This is a genomic window from Streptomyces sp. DSM 41931 (assembly GCF_050271085.1).
Taxonomy (GTDB): domain Bacteria; phylum Actinomycetota; class Actinomycetes; order Streptomycetales; family Streptomycetaceae; genus Streptomyces; species Streptomyces albogriseolus.
This window is the reverse complement of the sequence record NZ_CP189902.1, coordinates 3,195,596-3,212,163: the sequence shown is the minus strand read 5'-3', so window position 1 is coordinate 3,212,163 and position 16,568 is coordinate 3,195,596. Positions and strand designations below refer to the sequence as shown.

The following is a 16,568-nucleotide window of genomic DNA, read 5'->3' as shown; positions in this document are numbered from 1 at the left end:
GTGTTCACCGTCAACCGATCGAGGAACCAGCAGATGGCAAAGGTCACGGTGCGGTACTGGGCCGCCGCCAAGGCCGCGGCGGGGGTGGCCGAGGAGCCGTACGAGGCGGGCACGCTCGCCGACGCGCTCGCCGCCGTGCGCGAGCGGCATCCCGGCGAGCTCGCTCGCGTGCTGCTGAGGTGTTCGTACCTCGTCGACGGTGATCCCGTGGGCAAGCGCGCGCATGAGACGGTACGGCTGGCCGACGGCGGCACGGTCGAGGTGCTTCCGCCGTTCGCAGGAGGGTGAGATGACGAACCAGCCGTACGGCGGGGGTTACGGGTACGGGGCGCAGGAGCCGCCGCTCACGCCGTACCAGCAGCCGCAGTCACAGCCGCAGGCGTGGCCCGGGCAGCGGTACGACGATCCGTACGCGGATCAGCAGCACACGCAGCAGTGGCAGGGGCAGACGTGGGAGACGCAGATGCAGCCGCCGGTGGCGGCCGCCGAGGAGACGTCGTACCTGCCGCCCCAGGACGTGGCTCCCGTGCGGGTCCCGGAGCCGGCTCCTGCCGCCGGCGCGGAACCGGAGCCGGAGTACGGCCCCGCCACCCTCGCCGGGAACACGCGCGTCACCGACGCGCAGCGGGCCCGTGCCGAGGGGCGGTCGCCGGTCATCGAGCCCGGGATGCAGCCCGCGCTGCTGACGGCGGTGCTGGGCCTTCTGCTGGCCGGCGGCGCCGCGCTGGGCACGTACGCGCTGCTCGTGCCGCTGGTGGTGCTGCAGGGCGTGACCGCGGCGGGGTGGTTCCGGCTCAACGGGATGTGGCCGGCGCGGCAGGGCATCGCGCTCGGGTTCCTGGGGGCGCTGGTCGCGGACGCGGCGATGCTGGCCGCGGACCGGTCGCCCGGGGTGATCCTGGGGGCGCTGGGCGTGTGGGTGCTGCTGTCGCTGGCGCTGCAGCTGCGCTCGCACGCGGATCCCGACGAGCGGATCTACGGCCTGATGGCGACGGTGGTCGCGGCGGCGCTGGCGATCGCGGCGGGCGGATATCTCGCGGCGGACGCGGACGCGGTGGTCGTGGGGGCGGTCGCGGTGGCGGCGGCGACGGTCGCGCGGGCTCTGCCGGTGGCGACGGCGGTGTCGGTGGTGGTCGCGCTGGCGGCGGCGGCCGGAGCGGGGTACGCCGTCGGCGGGATGGCGTCGGACGGGGCGCTGATGGGGGCCGGGGCGGCGGTCTGCGCGCTGATCGGCCACAGGGCGGCCAGTTACGACTACCCGTCCCGCTTCGTCCACTTCACGGCCGGAGTCGCGCTGCCCTTGGCGGCCGCGGGCCCGGTCGTCTACGCGCTGGGCCGCGTCTTCGGCTGAGGTCCTCGGCTGAGGTCCGGCGCCCTCCGCCGGTGCCCGGTGTCGCCTGAGGCGTCCCTGTCACAGGTGATCCACAATCCCCGGCTCCCCCACCGCACCCGCACTACGCTCGCGTGAGGGCGGCCGTCGGTCGTCGGGCACACCACAGGTGGGGGACTCCGCATGCGCGCACTGCGAATACTGCTCGTCATCGCCGTGGTACTCGGCGGCATCTTCGTCATCGTCGACCGTGTCGCCGTCCACTTCGCCGAGGGCGAGGCCGCCGACCGCGTCCGCGCCTCGGAGGGCCTGGCCTCCACCCCCGACGTGGACATCCAGGGCTTCCCCTTCCTCACCCAGGTGCTCGGCGGCTCGTTCGACGAGGTGCGGGTCGGCATCTCGGACTACGAGGCCGGCGCCGGCGAGGGAGGCAGGACCCTCCGCATCGCCGACCTCCGGGCCGACCTGCGCGGCGTCGAGTTCGCCGGCGACTTCGGCTCCGCCGTCGCCGACAGCGCCACCGGCACGGCGACCATCGCCTATGACGAGCTGCTGAGGGCCTCCGAGGCCGAGCCCACGCAGGTGGCGCCCGGCATCACCGCCGAGGTGGTGGCGCTGTCCGACGGGGGCAACGGGAAGATCAAGGTCGCACTGGAGACCACCGTGCTCGGCACCAGGCTGCCCGAGCCGGTGTCCGTGCTCAGCTCGGTGACCGTCGTCGACGGGAACACCGTGCGGGTGCGGGCGGACGCGCTGCCGGTGCTGGGCGGGGTGGAGATCGCCGAGTCGCGGGTGCGGCGGATCACCGACTTCGAGCAGAGGATCGACGGACTGCCCGGCGGGATCAGCCTGGAGAAGGTCCAGGCGGCCGCGGACGGCGTGGACGTGACGGTGACGGGGAAGGACGTACGTCTGGCCGGGTAGGCGGGTGTCCGGTGGGCGAGACGGGGACGTCCGCTGGACAGATGGAGCGGCCGGGCGATGGAGGCTCGGGACGCTCGGGCGGGCGGTTTTCCCGCTCGTCGTATCGAGTGCTGGACGATCTCGTCTCAGTATGCGACACGCCGGTGACAGGGCCCCTCGTCCGTCCCTACGATCGTCCCCATGCAGTGTCAGACGAGCGTCCTCCGTCCGAGGGGACAGGCGGATCTCACGAAGCGGCGGGCAGTGGACCTGTGCCGTGTCGCCGCCATGCTCTGTCGCACCTTCTGAGCGGACGCGTCTTCCGTCCGCATTCCCGCTCCGTTCCCGCCGAGGGAACCCGTGCGCCGCCCCGGCCTGGGCGCGTGCGCACCCTCATACCCGCACGCCCCCCGCAACTGCCCCGGAGGAGAACAGCATGGCTCGCAGCGACGTCCTGGTCGACGCCGATTGGCTCCAGGAACACCTGGACGACCCGACCATCGCGATCGTCGAGGTGGACGAGGACACGTCCGCCTACGACAAGAACCACATCAAGAACGCCATCCGGATCGACTGGACGCAGGACCTTCAGGACCCGGTCCGCCGTGACTTCGTCGACCAGGCCGGCTTCGAGAAGCTCCTGTCCGACAAGGGCATCGCCAACGACCACACGGTCGTCCTCTACGGCGGCAACAACAACTGGTTCGCCTCGTACGCGTACTGGTACTTCAAGCTGTACGGCCACGAGAACGTCAAGCTCCTCGACGGCGGCCGCAAGAAGTGGGAGCTCGACGCGCGCGAGCTGGTCGCCGGCGACGAGGTGCCGGAGCGCCCGAAGACGGACTACAAGGCCAAGCCGCAGGACACGTCCATCCGCGCCTTCCGCGACGACGTCGTGAAGGCCATCGGCGCGCAGAACCTGGTCGACGTGCGGTCGCCCGACGAGTTCTCCGGCAAGCTGCTCGCCCCGGCCCACCTGCCGCAGGAGCAGTCGCAGCGCCCCGGCCACGTGCCGAGCGCCAAGAACATCCCGTGGTCGAAGAACGCCAACGACGACGGCACCTTCAAGTCCGACGAGGAGCTCAAGGAGCTCTACGCCGGCGAGGACGTCGACCTGGCCAAGGACACCATCGCCTACTGCCGCATCGGTGAGCGCTCCGCGCTGACCTGGTTCGTGCTGCACGAGCTGCTCGGCGTGGAGAACGTCAAGAACTACGACGGCTCCTGGACCGAGTACGGCTCCCTCGTCGGCGTGCCGATCGAGCTCGGCTCCGGCAAGTAATCCCACCCCGACCGACCTCTCAGGAGTAAGACATGTGCGGTGCGAAGGCCGGCGGCCCGGACGCCTCGACGATCAAGCCCGGTGAGACCACCATCCAGGGTCAGGTGACCCGTGACGGAGAGCCGGTGACGGGATACGTCCGTCTCCTCGACTCGACCGGCGAGTTCACCGCGGAGGTCCCCACCTCCGCGACCGGACAGTTCCGCTTCTACGCGGCGGAGGGCACCTGGACCGTCCGCGCCCTGGTGCCCGGCGGCACCGCCGACCGCACGGTCGTCGCCCAGCAGGGCGGCCTGGCCGAGGTCGCGATCGCGGTCTGAGCAGGCCCGTACGAAGGGCCGCGTCCTTCTGGACGCGGCCCTTCGGCATGCCCGGACCTACGCTGGAGACATGTACGCGCGCAGGCGCCACGCCTACTTCGTGCTGATGGGCGGCTGCATCGGGCTGTTCGTCCTGGCCTGGGGCGTCGTACGCCTCTGGTCGGTGCCCGCCGCCGTGGCGATGTGCCTGGTCGCCATGGTGATCCCGCCGGTCGCCGCGGTGGTCGCCAACCGGCGCGGACCCGACGACCGCTGGTGGGACGCCCCCTCCGGCGACCCGCAGTCCGACGAGTGGTGGGACGAGCTGGACGGCAGGAAGGGGCCCCGGTAGGCCCGTCAGTACACGAGGGCCTGGGCGCCGTCCGCCATGGCCTCCTGCACGAAGACCTGCGCGCCCGCGATCCGCACGCCCTCGATCACGTCCTTCTCCGTGATGTCCCGGCGCGCCGCGCACTGCGTGCACAGCGTGACCTGCCCGGCCGCCAGCACCGAGTCCAGCAGGTCCGGCAGCGGAGCGGCGTGCGGCAGCTCGAACCCGGCGGCCCGCCCCGGCAGCGCGAACCACGCCGACTCCCCGGTGAGCCACAGCGACACCTCGACCCCACTGGCCGCGGCCACGGCGGCCACCGTGAACGCCTGAGAACAGCGCTCGGGTGCGTCGGCCCCGGCGGTCACCTTGATCACGAGCTTCTTCGCCATGACCGAATCGTAATCATGATCGCCGCAACTCCGGTCACCGGCTGTGAGTCTCCTGTGCGCGCGGACCGAACGCGCGTTCACTCTTTGTGGGGGACGTCTTGGAACGAACCGAGGAAGAAGCCGGCCGGCGGCGCAGGGGGCGGACCACCGCGCTGATCGGGACCGCCCTGGTGCTGGGCCTGGTCGCCGGGACCTGCACCGGCTATCTCGTCCAGGCCGGACGTGAGCCCACCCCGCTGCCGCCGCTGTCGCAGCCGGTGCTCGCACAGGCCCGGGGTGAAGGGCCGGCGCCTCTGCCCGCTTCGCAGGACCGGCGGGTGAGGACCGACGGCGACCTGCGTGAGCTGCTGTTGAAGAAACCGCGTGGTGCGAAGCACACGGAGTGGCTGAGGGAGGGCGTCCGCTGGCTGGACATCGCCGCCCTCGCCGAGACCTGGACACAGCCCGGCGAGGCGTTCGGCGATCTCGTCATGGACGAGTTCCGGCGGTCGGTCATGACGGTCTGGGAGGACGACGGATACACCGTGGTGATCCGTCTCACCCAGTTTCGTCAGGAGGAGTACACGGCGGCCACGGACGCCGCCGACGACGCCCAGCGCTGGGCGGAGGTGCGGCCGAACGACAGCTGGGCGATACCCGGCACCGGTAACGGCCGGGCCTACGTCATGACCGAACCCGGGATCGAACCCGGCTTCGCACCCGAGTACAGCGCCGAGGCGCACGCCTGGCGCGGGGACATCGCGATGAGCGTGTGGGTGACGGGGCGCGAGCCCGTCCCCAAGAAGAGGATCATGGACGTGGCCGAGCGGCAGATGGAGCGGTTGTGAGCGAGACCCTCGACGAATCCGGCCGGCCGCAGCAGCCGGACCGCCCTGCCGTGTCACGGCGCCGCCGAGCCGTTTTCGTGGCCGTGGGCGTCCTGCTGACCGGCGCCGTCGCCGCCGGTACGGGCATCACCGCCGTGACCGTGGCGAACGCCGACCGGGACCCCGGAGCGCCGTCGTGGCGGCTGCCCAGGACCATTCCCGCGGACGGGGAGCCGCCCGCGCCGCAGGGCCTCGCCTCGCTGCTCCTCCCGTACGGGGAGGACGGCCGGATGCGGGGGCCCGACATCGGCGAGTTCGGCGCGGACGCGCAGCTCAGCGGCGCCCGCGCGACCGCACTGCAGAAGGAGGCGCTGCAGGGTCTGCCGCGTTCCCAGCGCAAGCGGCTGGAGAAGGAGATCGACCGGCGCCGCATCACCGGCATGGCGATGCGCAGCTACGTCAGCGGGGCGGCGAGCCTCTACCAGAACGACGTCTACACGGCGAGCGTCGTGCTCTCGCAGATGGACAACCGGTCCGCCGTGCGCGGTCTCGCACGGTCTCAGGCCGAGTTCCTCGAGGCCCTGGACGTCCTGCGGAAGGGGCCGAGGATCGAGGGCCACAAGGACGCGGCGTGTTTCCTGCCGCCCAAGGACGACGACCGGGACATCGAGGCCATGTTCTGCACCGCCCACGTCGGTGACGTCCTGGTCACCGTTACCGCGCGCGCCGTGGCGCCGATCGACGCCAAGAGCGTCGCCGCCCTGGTCCGCGAGCAGCTCGACCGCATCGAGGAACCGGGGAAGGCCGTATGACCGAGCAGCAGCAGACCCCCGTCGCGGACCCGCCGGCCGAGCCGCCGGAGGTCCCCGCCGAACCGGCCGCGCCGCCCGCGTTGCGCAAGGACCGCCGAGGGCTCCGCGCCGCCCTGCGCTGGTCCGCCGCCGTCGTCGTGTTCGCCGTGGCCGCAGCCGGCACGGCGTACGGGATCACGCGCATGGAACGCACGGACGTGCCCGGCCTGGCGACGGAGTCCGACGGGCGCTGGGACTACCCGCCGCTGACGAAGCCGCCGCTGCCCTCCGGCAGCCCCGGTCCGCAGGCCGAGTCCAACCCGGCCGGCACCCACCACGCCGATCTGCGCGCCCTCCTGCTGCCCGCGCCGAAGGGCGCGAAGGAGAACAGGGCGCTGCGCGGCGGGCAGGGGTGGCTGCCTGCGGACGTCTTCCTGAAGGAGATCGCGGAGAAGGAGGACCGGGACGAGTTCCGGCAGCGCCTCGTCGACTGGGGCCTGCGGCACATCGCCGCGCGCGGCTGGACCACCGAGGACGGCACCCGCACCCGGATCTACCTGCTGCGGTTCGACACCGCGGCCGTGGCGGACGACCGGTTCCACGGCGTGCTGTTCCCGTACAGCGGCCCCGCCCACCGGGTGACCGGGACGGAGAACGTGGTCGGCGACGAGACGTTCCCGGAGGCTGCCACGGTCGCCGGCGTGCAGCGCACCGTGTACGACGAGGCCGAGCCGCGCGGCGCCGAGCACGACCGGCAGGCGTACCTCGTCTCCGGCGACGTGCTCGCCGTCGTGCTGCAGTCCCGGAAGGGGACCGCGCACGCGGTGCCGTTCCGGCAGACGGTCGTGCTGCAGAGCCAGCTGCTGGGCTGAGCCGCGCGGGGGTGCGGCACCTCGCACGACGGGTGCCGTATCCGGCCGCGTAAGCTGGGGGCCGGCCCTGTGCACACCCTCGCACCCCCGCTCAAGGAGCACCCCGTGGAGATCTTCTTCTCAGCCCTGCTGGTCCTGGTCTGCGTCGGCGTCCTCGCCTTCGCCGGACTGACCGTGAAGAAGCTGTTCCAGGGCCAGCGCTGACCGCGAACCAGGAAGTACCCCTCATGATCGAGATCCCGTCCGACCTGCACAAGGACCTCGTCCCGCTCGCGTTCCTGCTCGGCAACTGGGCAGGTGCGGGTGTGCACGACTTCCCCGGCGCCGAGAAGTGCAACTTCGGCCAGGAGGTCACCTTCACCCACGACGGGCGGGACTTCCTGGAGTACACCTCGCGCACCTGGGTGCTCGACGGCGACGGCAACAAGGTCCGCCCGCTGGAGTCGGAGCACGGCTACTGGCGCATCGACGCCGACCGCAAGGTCGAGGTGACCATGGTCCGCCACGACGGCGTCGTCGAGATCTGGTACGGCGAGATGGCCGACAAGAAGCCGCAGATCGACCTGGTGACGGACGCCGTGGCGCGCACCGCCGCCTCCGGCCCGTACTCCGGCGGCAAGCGGCTGTACGGCTACGTCAAGAGCGACCTGATGTGGGTCGGCGAGAAGCAGACCCCCGAGGTCGAGCTGCGCCCCTACATGTCGGCGCACCTGAAGAAGGTCGTCACCCCGGAGGATGTCGAGCGCTGGGCCAAGGCCCTGCCCGACGACATGCCGGACGACGGCATCGCGTTCTTCAAGTAGGCACGCCGGCGTCCGGGGCAGGGCCGTCCGGCCCCGGAGCGTTCCGGGGGCCAGGCCCTAGACTCGTGGTGTGGTGAGCACCGACTGGAAGAGCGACCTCAGGCAGCGCGGGTACCGGCTGACGCCCCAGCGCCAGCTCGTGCTCGAAGCCGTCGACACCCTGGAGCACGCGACCCCCGACGACATCCTCGTGGAAGTGAGGAAGACGGCGTCGGGGGTCAACATCTCCACCGTGTACCGCACGCTGGAGCTGCTGGAGGAGCTGGGCCTGGTCAGCCACGCCCACCTCGGGCACGGCGCGCCGACCTACCACCTCGCCGACCGCCACCACCACCTGCACCTGGTCTGCCGTGACTGCACCAAGGTGATCGAGGCGGACGTGGAGGTGGCCGCCGAGTTCACGGAGAAGCTGCGGGACACCTTCGGGTTCGACACCGACATGAAGCACTTCGCGATCTTCGGCCGGTGCCAGGACTGTTCCCTGAAGACTTCAACTACCGAGTCGTAGGCTAGGCGTATGAAAAGCCCCCTGCTGACCCTGCCCGGCGCCGTCCCCGCCGAGGGCGTGGACGAAGGCGTGGCCGCCCATTACGGCGACCTGTTCCGTGAGCAGCGCGCCCTCGCCGACGGCACCGGCTTCGTCGACCTGTCCCACCGCGGGGTCGTCACCGTCTCCGGCCCCGAGCGGCTCGGCTGGCTCCACCTGCTGCTCACCCAGCACGTCCAGGAGCTGCCGCCGCACCAGGCCACCGAGGCGCTGATCCTGTCCGCCAACGGCCACATCGAGCACGCGCTCTACCTGGTCGACGACGGGGAGACGACCTGGGCGCACGTCGAGCCCGGCACCCAGGAGGCGCTGGTTGCGTACCTGGAGTCGATGAAGTTCTTCTACCGGGTCGAGGTCGCCGACCGCACCGCGGACATCGCGGTGGTGCACCTGCCCGCCGGGTCCATCGCCGAGGTGCCCGAGGGCGTGGCGGTGCGCGAGACGCCGTACGGCAGGGACCTGTTCCTGCCCCGCGGCGACCTGGAGGAGTACGCGCGGAAGACGGGCCCCGCCGCCGGGCTCCTCGCCTACGAGGCGCTGCGCGTCGAGCAGCACCGCCCGCGGCTCGGCTTCGAGACGGACCACCGCACCATCCCGCACGAGCTGGGCTGGATCGGCTCCGCCGTGCATCTGCAGAAGGGCTGCTACCGCGGCCAGGAGACGGTCGCCCGGGTGCAGAACCTGGGCAAGCCGCCGCGCCGGCTGGTCTTCCTGCACCTGGACGGCAGCGAGGTGCACCTGCCCGTGCCGGGCACCGAGCTGCGCCTGGCGGACGACGGCCCGGACGGCCGGAAGATCGGCTTCATCACGACCTCCGTACGCCACCACGAGCTGGGCCCGGTCGCCCTCGCCCTGGTGAAGCGGAACGTCCCGGTGGACGCCCGGCTGCTCGCAGGCGACACGGCCGCCGCACAGGAGACGGTCGTCGAGCCCTGAGCCGCCCGGCCCGCGAGGCCCGTGCGGCTCCCGTCCGAAGGCTCACATCTCCAGCAGCACGGTGAACGGGCCGTCGTTCGTCAGCGACACCCGCATCTGCGCGCCGAACCGGCCCGTCGCCACCGTCGCGCCCAGCGCGCGCAGCTGCGCCACCACCTCGTCGACCAGCGGCTCCGCGAGGTCGCCGGGAGCGGCCGCGTTCCAGGTGGGGCGGCGGCCCTTACGGGCGTCCCCGTAGAGGGTGAACTGGCTGATCACCAGGAGCGGGGCGCCGATGTCGCTGCAGGACCTCTCGTCCTTCAGCATCCGGATCGACCACAGCTTGCGGGCGAGCTGCGCCGCCTTCTCCTTGGTGTCCTCGTGGGTGACGCCGACCAGGACGCACAGGCCCTCGCCCTCGATCTCCCCCACGGTCTCGCCGTCCACCACGACGCTCGCGCCGTCCACCCTCTGCACCACTGCACGCATACGCCCATGATGCCGGTCCGCGAACAGACGCCCGACGGCGGCCCGCGATCCACCCCGGTCGGGCTATTTTTACTCCTTAGCGCCCATCTGGGGCGGATCGGGGCCACTCGCTCACATTGTGGCCGATCGGGGTGGCACGATGCTGGCACATGCCGGTCGAGGGGACGGTTGAGGCACATGAGCACACCGGGGACCGGGCAGTCGTCCGCGGCTGTCGCGTTGACCCAAGGGGGCGCCGGGGAGCGGGAGTTCCGCCGGCCGCCCACACAGCGCACGGACAGCCCCGCGCTGCCCGTGGACGGGGCGGAGGACGGACTGACCGGGCTGAGCCTGGCCGAGCTGCGCGCGAGGCGGCGGGACGCGCAGCGCGACGAGGCCGACCTCAGCTATGTACGGAGGCTGCTGCAGGGGCGGATCGACATCCTGCGCGCGGAGCTGGCCCGGCGTGACCTGCCGGCCGGGGCGCCCGCGGCCGTCGCGCCGGGGGAGACCTCCGTCGTGAAGCGGCTGCCGGAGATCCTGCGGGACACCCCCGCGCGCCACCGGTCCTCCGCCCGCCATCTGACGCTGGGCACACCGCGGAGCGAGGAGTACCGGCGGCTGGCCGCGGAGATGCTCGCCGAGGTGGAGCTCTCCGACCTGGGGGCCCGCACGGACGGCGAGCTGCGCGCCGCCATGGGCCGGCTGGTGGGGTACGAGCAGCAGGTGTCGCGCCGGCGGCAGCGGCTGCAGCGCACCGCCGACGCGTGCGGGGCGGAGATCACCCGGCGCTACCGGGAGGGGGAGGCGCAGGTCGACGACCTGCTGGTGTGACGCGGAGGGCGGGGAAACCGCGTCGACACCCGCCCGGGCGCCGACCTAACGTGAGGCCCATGACCTCCCGTGCCGACATCGACGTACGCCCCATCGACGAATCCGAGTTCGCCGACTGGAGCCGGGCCATGAACATCGGGTTCCTGCGGGAGCCGACCACGAGCGAGGAGTTCCTCGAGGCGCGCCGGGCGCAGTTCACGCCCGGCCGCACGGTGGGCGCCTTCGACGACGGGCGGTGCGTCGCCACCTTCCGCTCCTTCGCGCAGGAGCTCACGGTGGTCGGCGGGGCGGTCGTGCCGGCCGACGCGGTCACCAACGTCACCGTCTCCCCGACCCACCGCAGGCGCGGGCTGCTGACCCGGATGATGGCGCAGGACCTGGCAGCGGCGAAGGAGCGCGGGGACGTCGTCGCCACCCTGATCGCCGCCGAGTACCCGATCTACGGGCGGTACGGCTTCGGCCCGGCCACCTGGGCCACCGAGTGGACGATCGACGTGCCGCGCGCCGGGCTCGACCCCCGCTGGGCGGGCCCGGAGGACGGCGGCCGGATCGATCTGGTGGACGCCGAGGACGTCCGCAAGCTCGGTCCCGAGCTGCACGAGCGGCTGCGCCGGTCCCAGCCGGGCGCGGTGAGCCGCGACGAGCTGTGGTGGCAGCTCACCACCGGCGCCGTGCGCTTCCTGCCGGGGTTCCATGAGCCGTTCTTCGCGGTGTACCGCTCGGCCGACGGCGAGGTCGCGGGCATGGCCGCCTACACCACGGACGACCGGTGGGGCGACGCCAAGCAGCCTTTGAACACCGCCAAGGTGAAGTGGCTGACCGGGGTGACCCCCGCCGCCGAGCGGGCGCTGTGGCGGTACCTGTGCTCGATCGACTGGGTGGTCGCCGTCAGGACCGGCTACCGCGCCCCGGACGACCTGCTTCCGCACTTCCTGCCCGACCCGCGCGCCGCCGCCGTCACGACGCAGGCCGACTTCCTGTGGGTGCGCGTCCTGGACGTCGTCCGGGCGCTGGAGGCGCGGACGTACGGGACGGCGGGATCGCTGGTGCTGGAGGTGGCCGACGCGAGCGGGCTGACCGGCGGGCGGTACCGGCTGGAGGCGTCGGCGGACGGCGCCGGGACCTGTGCGCCGACGGCCGGGCACCCGGATCTCTCCCTGGACGTCGCGGATCTGGCGACGCTGTGGCTCGGGGACGAGTCGGCGGTGCGGCTCGCGGCGCTGGGCCGGGTCCGGGAAGAACGAGCGGGCGCCGCCCGTCAGGCCGACGCCCTGCTGCGTACGTCCAGGCGACCGTGGTGCCCGGACATCTTCTGAGTGCGCTGTCGCTTGCTCCTTCCGCCGGTGACGGGTGGGCGTTGGTGCATCCGTAGCGAGCTGTTCAGTTGTGGTTGTGGTGGTGCCCGTCGGCGGGCTCCCGGCTCCCCTCCGGAAGGGAACCCGGCCGGCGGTCCGTGCGGAGTGCCGTCAGCCGGACTGGGCGAACAGCATCACGAGGATGACCGCGCCGATGCCGCTGATCACGGTGTTGCGCGCCTTGATGCCCACCGTGAGGGCGACGAAGGCGATGATCCCCATCGGGCCGTACTTCCACTGGACGAGCTGCTCGAACCCGATGGCCAGGGCGGCGACGACGACGGCGATGAGCGGCATGGCGGTCCCCCTTTGTCCGGTGGCCTCCCCGCCGCCCTCCTGGTGAGCCAACCCCTGTGTGGATCTGCCAGGTTGGGCGAGTTGGTGACCAACTTGTTCTTAGTTATCTCCACTTGGAAGAGTCCTATAACCACCCTCCGTTGAACTGCCGCAAGATGGCGAGAAGTTGTAGTGTTTGGCCGTGGAGCCGGAACACGCCTCCGTCAATGGACGGAAGAAGCCACAGCGGCCACAGCGGACGCATCGTGAGGTGGCCGACGAGCTGCGCGCCCGGATCCGGTCCGGAGTGCTGCGGCCGGGCCAGCGCATGCCCACACAGGCGCAGCTGGCCGCCGAGTTCGGCGTCGAGCGGCAGGCCGTGCGGGGCGCGTTGCGCATCCTGCAGTCGGAGCATCTGCTGACGAACATCTCCAAAGGGGCGCCCGCGACCGTCGCGGACCGGGCCGACCGTGCCCCGGTGGGCCCCGCGGCACCGCCGCTGCCCACCACGGTGGCGCTCGCACCCCGGATAGCCTCCGCCTTCGAGGCGGAGCACGTGGAGATCGACGCCGTCTGCCTCACCGCCGTGTCCCTCACCCTCGCCATCGGAGAGCCGCTGCGGCAGATCTACGCGGGGCGACTGAAACCGGCCAAGGTCGACGTCCGCGTGCTGCTGCCCAGCCGGAGCATCGACCTGGCCTTCCCGGTGCCGGTCGGCGGGCGGCAGGGGGACGACGACCCGGTGCACGAGCGCTGGCTGGCCCAGCGCAACGCCCAGGGCCAGGTGCTCCGCCACAATCTGCTCGCCCTGCGCGCGACGCACGGGATCGACGTGCGCGTGACCTTCCGGGCGCTGCCCTTCACCCCGCCGGTGAAGCTGTATCTGCTCAACCACGCCGAGGCGCTGTTCGCCTACTACACGGTGACCCGCAGCGAGGCGCTGATCGGCCAGGAGAGCCTGCCGACCTACGACGCGCAGGGCGTACGGTCGATGCTGTTCGCCTTCGAGCAGGGCGCCGGCCTGCGCGACACGACCTTCGTGGAGCAGTCCCATCTGTGGTTCAACGCACTGTGGGAGACGATTAGTTCGGAGCTGGAGCTCACGGACTGACGTCTCCCACAGGGGTCGGGTCGGGCCGTCCACGGTCCCGTGGCGGCCGGGGCGGCCCGGTCACAGGGCGGGGCGGGCCACGAGCAGCGCCAGCAGCACCGCTCCGGCGGAGCTGACGCCCGGCCGGTTCGCGTGGATGCCCACGGTGACCAGCAGCAGGCCGAGGAGGCCGGCCGCGCCGTACCTCCACTGGACGAGCTGCTCGACGGTGACGACGACGACGGCGGAGATCAGGGCGATGACGGGCATGGTGGACCCCCTTCGGGCAGAGACGGTGGAACGGGGCGACGGGGCGGGCGGCCCGGTGGCGGTGACGGCCGGCGGCCGGACGAACGGAACGCTAACTTCCGCCAACTCCGCCAAGTTGGCAACCAACTCCACTTGAGTTGTCCCCACTTGGCTCCTACTCATAAACAACTTTCAAACAACTGCCGTTAGATGGATCAAAGTTGTAGCGTTTGGTCGTGGCCCAGGAGAACGTGTCAGTGAACGGCAGCAGCAGGCTCTCGGCCCAGGAGATCGCCGACATCCTGCGGGAACGCATCCGCGGGGGTGAACTGAAGGCGGGCGACCGGCTGCCCACGCAGGCCGAGCTGGCCGAGGAGTTCGGCGTGGAGCGCGGCACCGTCCGTCAGGCCCTGCGCGCCCTCCAGGACGACGGACTCCTCAGCAACGTCAGCAAGGGCAGCCCGCCCCGGATCGCCGCGCCCGCACCGGCGCGGGAGGAGCCCCAGCCGACGATGGTGGGACTGGCGCCCCGGCTGACGGAGGCGTTCTCCACGCCCCGGGTGCGGATCGACGCCGTGTGCCTCACCGCGGAGAGCTTCATGCTGGCGGTCGGCGAACCGGTCCGGCACATCCATGAGGGCCGCATCCGGCCCGAGGCGATCGACGTCCGCATCATGCTGCCGTCCCGGCGCATCAACCTCGCCTTCCCCGTGCCGGTCGACGGCCGCGACGCGGGCGAGGAGGACCCGGTGCACGAGCGCTGGCTGGCCCAGCGCAACTCCCAGGCCCGCGTGCTCCAGCACAACCTCCAGGCGCTGCGCGCCACGCACGGCATCGACGTGCACGTGTCCTTCCGGGCGCTGCCCTTCACCCCGCCGGTGAAGCTGTACCTGCTCAACGGCGAGGAGGCGCTGATCGGCTACTACATGCTGACCCGGCGCGAGGAGGAGTGGGAGAGCCAGACCCTGGAGATGTACGACGCCCTCGGCTCCGCCTCCCTCCTCTTCTCCTTCGCCAAGCGGGCGGGCCGGCGGGACCAGGCGTTCGTGGAGGAATCCCAGAAGTGGTTCGACGCCCTCTGGGAAACCATCACGACGGACCTGACACTCTCCTAGTGACTTCTGAGACGCAGCAGACTGAATCGGTGACCACCGGGACCGAGACGGAACCGGAGGACTTGCGGAACCTGATCGAAGGCGCCCGAGTCGTGCTGTGGGACTTCGACGGTCCCGTCTGCCGGCTGTTCGCGGGCCACTCCGCCGAGCGGGTGGCCCGGGACCTGGTGGACTGGCTGGAGGGGCAGGGGCTGCACGGGCTGCTCGACGAGTCCGAGCGCGAGTCCCTCGACCCGCACGTCGTCCTGCGCGCCGTGGACCGCCGGCACCCCGGCAGCGACCTCGTCGCGGAGCTTGAGGAACGTCTCACCCAGGAGGAGCTGAGAGCCGCGGGCTCGGCGAGGCCGACGCCGTACGCCGATCCGCTGGTCCGCACCTGGACCGCGGTGGGCGCCCGCCTGGCCGTCACCACGAACAACTCGCCGCGGGTGGTGCGGGAGTACCTGACGTCCCGGGGCCTGCTGCCGTGCTTTGCCCCGCACATCTACGGCCGCACCCAGGAACTCCGGTACCTGAAGCCGCATCCGCACTGCATCCACCGGGCGCTGAACGCGATGGGCGCCGCCCCGCCGACGGCCCTGATGATCGGGGACACGCCGTCCGACTTCCAGGCGGCGCGGGCGGCGGGGGTCCCGTTCCTGGGGTACGCGCGGAACGAGCGGAAGAACAAGCTGTTGAGGGAGGCGGGGGCGGGGTTCGTCGTGGACTCGCTGGAGCCGGTGCTGCGGTGCGTGCGGGAGGCCGGTCAGGCCTGAATCAACTCACAGTCCAATTGGACTGTTTGGCCTGAGGGTTGTCTGCCCTGCCCGGTTGATCCCTTAACCAACCAGCTGTGTCAGTACGGGAGTTGTGGACGGTTGGTTTGCCGGTGGACCGAAAGCGGTACGTTCCGGTCGTGGCCGGTCGGGGTGGCGAGTCAGGCGGCGGCGGGCGGGAGGCCCAGCGGGTCGCCGACGAGTTGCGGGCGCGGATAGGTCACGTCTACCCCCTGCACTCCTTCCTGCCGGCGCAGCGCGCCCTCGCCGTGGAGCTGGGCGTCTCCCGCGACACGGTGCAGCGGGCGCTGCGGGAACTGGTGAACGAGGGGTGGATCGAGTCGCGGCGCGGCAGCGGCTCGCGGGTCGTCAAGGTGCAGCGCATCCAGTCGTCGACGGCCAAGGCGACACGCGTGCGCGGCCAGGTGACGCTGGCGCCCTTCATCAGCGAGGCCTTCGAGCAGCCGGAGGTCACGCTCGACGTCTACACGCTGACCTCGGAGTCCCTCGACGCCCACATCCGGCTCCAGTCGGAACGCATCCGCGGTGGCTTCATCTCGCCCCAGCGCATCACGCTCCGTATGCTCCTTCCGGACCCGTCACTTCCGCTGCCGTATCCGCGGGTGAAGGAGAATCCAAGCGACTCCCGCATGCGGACCCGGCTGCGGGCCATCACCGAGACGCACACGGCCTCCCTTGTCGGTGTGCTCAGGGACCTGGAGACCGAGGCGCAGGTCCCGTCCGTCGACGTCCAGGTACGGCACGCCCCCCTCACGCCGACCTTCAAGCTCTACCTGCTCAACACGGTCGAGGCGTTGCACGGCATGTACGAGGTCATCGAGCGGCGGCTGGAGCTGGGGGACGGTGAGGTGGTGAGGGCGCTGGACGTGCTGGGACTGGGCGCGACCCTCACCCACCACGTGAAGGATCCGGCCGATGCCGGGGCTCCCGGGACCGTGTTCGTGGACAGCATCCAGCAGTGGTTCGACTCGGTTTGGAATCACCTCGCCGAGTGACCGTGGTGCTGTACGATTCCGGCCACCGATCGAGCACAGCTCATCCTCCGTTCGTACCAGGGAGCACATCAGCGACTGGAACGGGCTTCCGTCCCTTCGGGCACTCGGGTGACACCCCCCGGCCCGGCGCCAGACGCCATGC

The 16,568-nt window shown here is 71.6% G+C and carries 23 protein-coding genes; 19 read left to right on the top strand and 4 right to left on the bottom strand.

Annotation, left to right across the window (positions count from 1 at the left end; all coding sequences use genetic code 11):
- Nucleotides 1-33: 33 nt before the first annotated feature.
- The 7 genes from ACP7TJ_RS14890 to ACP7TJ_RS14860 all read left to right on the top strand — a co-directional run bounded on the left by ACP7TJ_RS14890 (nucleotide 34) and on the right by ACP7TJ_RS14860 (nucleotide 4,166).
- On the top strand, nucleotides 34-288 hold the full coding sequence (locus ACP7TJ_RS14890) for a MoaD/ThiS family protein (RefSeq protein WP_093768578.1): 255 nt from the start codon (nucleotides 34-36) through the stop codon (nucleotides 286-288).
- 1 nt (nucleotide 289) lies between these two features.
- On the top strand, nucleotides 290-1,351 hold the full coding sequence (locus tag ACP7TJ_RS14885) for a hypothetical protein (RefSeq protein WP_093768579.1): 1,062 nt from the start codon (nucleotides 290-292) through the stop codon (nucleotides 1,349-1,351).
- Between the two features lie 162 nt (nucleotides 1,352-1,513).
- The gene (locus ACP7TJ_RS14880) at nucleotides 1,514-2,254 is read left to right on the top strand and encodes an LmeA family phospholipid-binding protein (RefSeq protein ID WP_189911394.1); all 741 of its coding nucleotides are present in this window, start codon (nucleotides 1,514-1,516) and stop codon (nucleotides 2,252-2,254) included.
- 180 nt (nucleotides 2,255-2,434) lie between these two features.
- Nucleotides 2,435-2,542 carry a putative leader peptide gene (locus ACP7TJ_RS14875; protein ID WP_350328463.1) on the top strand — a complete coding sequence of 36 codons (108 nt, stop codon included), beginning with the start codon at nucleotides 2,435-2,437 and terminating at the stop codon, nucleotides 2,540-2,542.
- A 127-nt stretch (nucleotides 2,543-2,669) separates the two neighbouring features.
- Nucleotides 2,670-3,515, top strand: a complete 846-nt coding sequence (locus tag ACP7TJ_RS14870; protein ID WP_093768581.1) for a sulfurtransferase — start codon at nucleotides 2,670-2,672, stop codon at nucleotides 3,513-3,515.
- Nucleotides 3,516-3,547: 32 nt separating this feature from the next.
- Nucleotides 3,548-3,835 carry a DUF1416 domain-containing protein gene (locus ACP7TJ_RS14865; RefSeq protein WP_004986406.1) on the top strand — a complete coding sequence of 96 codons (288 nt, stop codon included), beginning with the start codon at nucleotides 3,548-3,550 and terminating at the stop codon, nucleotides 3,833-3,835.
- Between the two features lie 70 nt (nucleotides 3,836-3,905).
- Complete coding sequence (locus ACP7TJ_RS14860; RefSeq protein WP_093768582.1) at nucleotides 3,906-4,166, top strand: DUF3099 domain-containing protein; 261 nt, start codon at nucleotides 3,906-3,908, stop codon at nucleotides 4,164-4,166.
- A gap of 5 nt (nucleotides 4,167-4,171) precedes the next feature.
- Here the strand turns inward: ACP7TJ_RS14860 and ACP7TJ_RS14855 are convergent, their stop codons facing one another.
- Entirely contained in the window at nucleotides 4,172-4,534 is a 363-nt protein-coding gene (locus ACP7TJ_RS14855; protein ID WP_093768583.1) for a DsrE family protein, read from the bottom strand.
- 98 nt (nucleotides 4,535-4,632) lie between these two features.
- On the opposite strand from ACP7TJ_RS14855, the gene ACP7TJ_RS14850 reads away from it, so the two are divergent.
- The 6 genes from ACP7TJ_RS14850 to ACP7TJ_RS14825 all read left to right on the top strand — a co-directional run bounded on the left by ACP7TJ_RS14850 (nucleotide 4,633) and on the right by ACP7TJ_RS14825 (nucleotide 9,289).
- The gene (locus ACP7TJ_RS14850; protein WP_376725693.1) at nucleotides 4,633-5,361 is read left to right on the top strand and encodes a hypothetical protein; all 729 of its coding nucleotides are present in this window, start codon (nucleotides 4,633-4,635) and stop codon (nucleotides 5,359-5,361) included.
- Entirely contained in the window at nucleotides 5,358-6,152 is a 795-nt protein-coding gene (locus ACP7TJ_RS14845) for a hypothetical protein (protein WP_401542367.1), read from the top strand. The genes ACP7TJ_RS14850 and ACP7TJ_RS14845 overlap by 4 nt, the downstream gene beginning before the upstream one ends.
- Complete coding sequence (locus ACP7TJ_RS14840; RefSeq protein ID WP_427763466.1) at nucleotides 6,149-7,003, top strand: hypothetical protein; 855 nt, start codon at nucleotides 6,149-6,151, stop codon at nucleotides 7,001-7,003. The genes ACP7TJ_RS14845 and ACP7TJ_RS14840 overlap by 4 nt, the downstream gene beginning before the upstream one ends.
- 227 nt (nucleotides 7,004-7,230) lie before the next feature.
- Nucleotides 7,231-7,806 (top strand): FABP family protein, encoded by a 576-nt coding sequence (locus tag ACP7TJ_RS14835; RefSeq protein ID WP_093768588.1) that lies wholly within the window; start codon nucleotides 7,231-7,233, stop codon nucleotides 7,804-7,806.
- A 70-nt stretch (nucleotides 7,807-7,876) separates the two neighbouring features.
- Nucleotides 7,877-8,314 carry a Fur family transcriptional regulator gene (locus ACP7TJ_RS14830; RefSeq protein WP_019524010.1) on the top strand — a complete coding sequence of 146 codons (438 nt, stop codon included), beginning with the start codon at nucleotides 7,877-7,879 and terminating at the stop codon, nucleotides 8,312-8,314.
- Nucleotides 8,315-8,323: 9 nt separating this feature from the next.
- Nucleotides 8,324-9,289 carry a YgfZ/GcvT domain-containing protein gene (locus ACP7TJ_RS14825; RefSeq protein ID WP_093768589.1) on the top strand — a complete coding sequence of 322 codons (966 nt, stop codon included), beginning with the start codon at nucleotides 8,324-8,326 and terminating at the stop codon, nucleotides 9,287-9,289.
- A gap of 42 nt (nucleotides 9,290-9,331) precedes the next feature.
- On the opposite strand, the gene dtd is transcribed toward ACP7TJ_RS14825, so the two are convergent.
- Nucleotides 9,332-9,757: a D-aminoacyl-tRNA deacylase gene (gene dtd / locus ACP7TJ_RS14820; protein WP_093768590.1), complete on the bottom strand. Its 426-nt coding sequence runs from the start codon at nucleotides 9,755-9,757 to the stop codon at nucleotides 9,332-9,334.
- A gap of 177 nt (nucleotides 9,758-9,934) precedes the next feature.
- Between dtd and ACP7TJ_RS14815 the strand changes: the two genes are divergently transcribed.
- Both ACP7TJ_RS14815 and ACP7TJ_RS14810 read left to right on the top strand, forming a co-directional pair.
- Entirely contained in the window at nucleotides 9,935-10,570 is a 636-nt protein-coding gene (locus ACP7TJ_RS14815) for an aerial mycelium formation protein (RefSeq protein ID WP_367548033.1), read from the top strand.
- A gap of 59 nt (nucleotides 10,571-10,629) precedes the next feature.
- Entirely contained in the window at nucleotides 10,630-11,886 is a 1,257-nt protein-coding gene (locus ACP7TJ_RS14810; RefSeq protein ID WP_189911398.1) for a GNAT family N-acetyltransferase, read from the top strand.
- Nucleotides 11,887-12,036: 150 nt separating this feature from the next.
- Here the strand turns inward: ACP7TJ_RS14810 and ACP7TJ_RS14805 are convergent, their stop codons facing one another.
- Nucleotides 12,037-12,222 carry a hypothetical protein gene (locus ACP7TJ_RS14805; RefSeq protein ID WP_093768593.1) on the bottom strand — a complete coding sequence of 62 codons (186 nt, stop codon included), beginning with the start codon at nucleotides 12,220-12,222 and terminating at the stop codon, nucleotides 12,037-12,039.
- A gap of 175 nt (nucleotides 12,223-12,397) precedes the next feature.
- On the opposite strand from ACP7TJ_RS14805, the gene ACP7TJ_RS14800 reads away from it, so the two are divergent.
- Nucleotides 12,398-13,312 (top strand): FadR/GntR family transcriptional regulator, encoded by a 915-nt coding sequence (locus ACP7TJ_RS14800; RefSeq protein WP_093768594.1) that lies wholly within the window; start codon nucleotides 12,398-12,400, stop codon nucleotides 13,310-13,312.
- 60 nt (nucleotides 13,313-13,372) lie between these two features.
- On the opposite strand, the gene ACP7TJ_RS14795 is transcribed toward ACP7TJ_RS14800, so the two are convergent.
- Nucleotides 13,373-13,561 (bottom strand): hypothetical protein, encoded by a 189-nt coding sequence (locus ACP7TJ_RS14795; RefSeq protein ID WP_006133950.1) that lies wholly within the window; start codon nucleotides 13,559-13,561, stop codon nucleotides 13,373-13,375.
- A 209-nt stretch (nucleotides 13,562-13,770) separates the two neighbouring features.
- Here ACP7TJ_RS14795 and ACP7TJ_RS14790 point away from each other — a divergent pair, with 209 nt between their 5' ends.
- The 3 genes from ACP7TJ_RS14790 to ACP7TJ_RS14780 all read left to right on the top strand — a co-directional run bounded on the left by ACP7TJ_RS14790 (nucleotide 13,771) and on the right by ACP7TJ_RS14780 (nucleotide 16,426).
- The gene (locus tag ACP7TJ_RS14790) at nucleotides 13,771-14,655 is read left to right on the top strand and encodes a winged helix-turn-helix domain-containing protein (RefSeq protein WP_093768596.1); all 885 of its coding nucleotides are present in this window, start codon (nucleotides 13,771-13,773) and stop codon (nucleotides 14,653-14,655) included.
- Between the two features lie 29 nt (nucleotides 14,656-14,684).
- A complete protein-coding gene (locus ACP7TJ_RS14785) occupies nucleotides 14,685-15,410 on the top strand; it encodes an HAD family hydrolase (RefSeq protein ID WP_427763460.1) in 726 nt (241 codons plus the stop codon).
- A 140-nt stretch (nucleotides 15,411-15,550) separates the two neighbouring features.
- The gene (locus ACP7TJ_RS14780) at nucleotides 15,551-16,426 is read left to right on the top strand and encodes a winged helix-turn-helix domain-containing protein (protein WP_189911402.1); all 876 of its coding nucleotides are present in this window, start codon (nucleotides 15,551-15,553) and stop codon (nucleotides 16,424-16,426) included.
- Nucleotides 16,427-16,568 lie beyond the last annotated feature (142 nt).

Excerpts from the sequence above, each read along its gene's own strand:
- ACP7TJ_RS14815 (WP_367548033.1), top strand. The coding sequence starts at position 9,935 with ATGAGCACACCGGGGACCGGGCAGTCGTCCGCGGCTGTCGCGTTGACC.
- ACP7TJ_RS14865 (WP_004986406.1), top strand. The coding sequence starts at position 3,548 with ATGTGCGGTGCGAAGGCCGGCGGCCCGGACGCCTCGACGATCAAGCCC.
- ACP7TJ_RS14825 (WP_093768589.1), top strand. The coding sequence starts at position 8,324 with ATGAAAAGCCCCCTGCTGACCCTGCCCGGCGCCGTCCCCGCCGAGGGC.
- ACP7TJ_RS14795 (WP_006133950.1), bottom strand. The coding sequence starts at position 13,561 with ATGCCCGTCATCGCCCTGATCTCCGCCGTCGTCGTCGTCACCGTCGAG.
- ACP7TJ_RS14870 (WP_093768581.1), top strand. The coding sequence starts at position 2,670 with ATGGCTCGCAGCGACGTCCTGGTCGACGCCGATTGGCTCCAGGAACAC.
- ACP7TJ_RS14810 (WP_189911398.1), top strand. The coding sequence starts at position 10,630 with ATGACCTCCCGTGCCGACATCGACGTACGCCCCATCGACGAATCCGAG.
- ACP7TJ_RS14880 (WP_189911394.1), top strand. The coding sequence starts at position 1,514 with ATGCGCGCACTGCGAATACTGCTCGTCATCGCCGTGGTACTCGGCGGC.
- ACP7TJ_RS14835 (WP_093768588.1), top strand. The coding sequence starts at position 7,231 with ATGATCGAGATCCCGTCCGACCTGCACAAGGACCTCGTCCCGCTCGCG.
- dtd (WP_093768590.1), bottom strand. The coding sequence starts at position 9,757 with ATGCGTGCAGTGGTGCAGAGGGTGGACGGCGCGAGCGTCGTGGTGGAC.
- ACP7TJ_RS14875 (WP_350328463.1), top strand. The coding sequence starts at position 2,435 with ATGCAGTGTCAGACGAGCGTCCTCCGTCCGAGGGGACAGGCGGATCTC.
- ACP7TJ_RS14860 (WP_093768582.1), top strand. The coding sequence starts at position 3,906 with ATGTACGCGCGCAGGCGCCACGCCTACTTCGTGCTGATGGGCGGCTGC.
- ACP7TJ_RS14885 (WP_093768579.1), top strand. The coding sequence starts at position 290 with ATGACGAACCAGCCGTACGGCGGGGGTTACGGGTACGGGGCGCAGGAG.
- ACP7TJ_RS14890 (WP_093768578.1), top strand. The coding sequence starts at position 34 with ATGGCAAAGGTCACGGTGCGGTACTGGGCCGCCGCCAAGGCCGCGGCG.
- ACP7TJ_RS14805 (WP_093768593.1), bottom strand. The coding sequence starts at position 12,222 with ATGCCGCTCATCGCCGTCGTCGTCGCCGCCCTGGCCATCGGGTTCGAG.
- ACP7TJ_RS14855 (WP_093768583.1), bottom strand. The coding sequence starts at position 4,534 with ATGGCGAAGAAGCTCGTGATCAAGGTGACCGCCGGGGCCGACGCACCC.
- ACP7TJ_RS14840 (WP_427763466.1), top strand. The coding sequence starts at position 6,149 with ATGACCGAGCAGCAGCAGACCCCCGTCGCGGACCCGCCGGCCGAGCCG.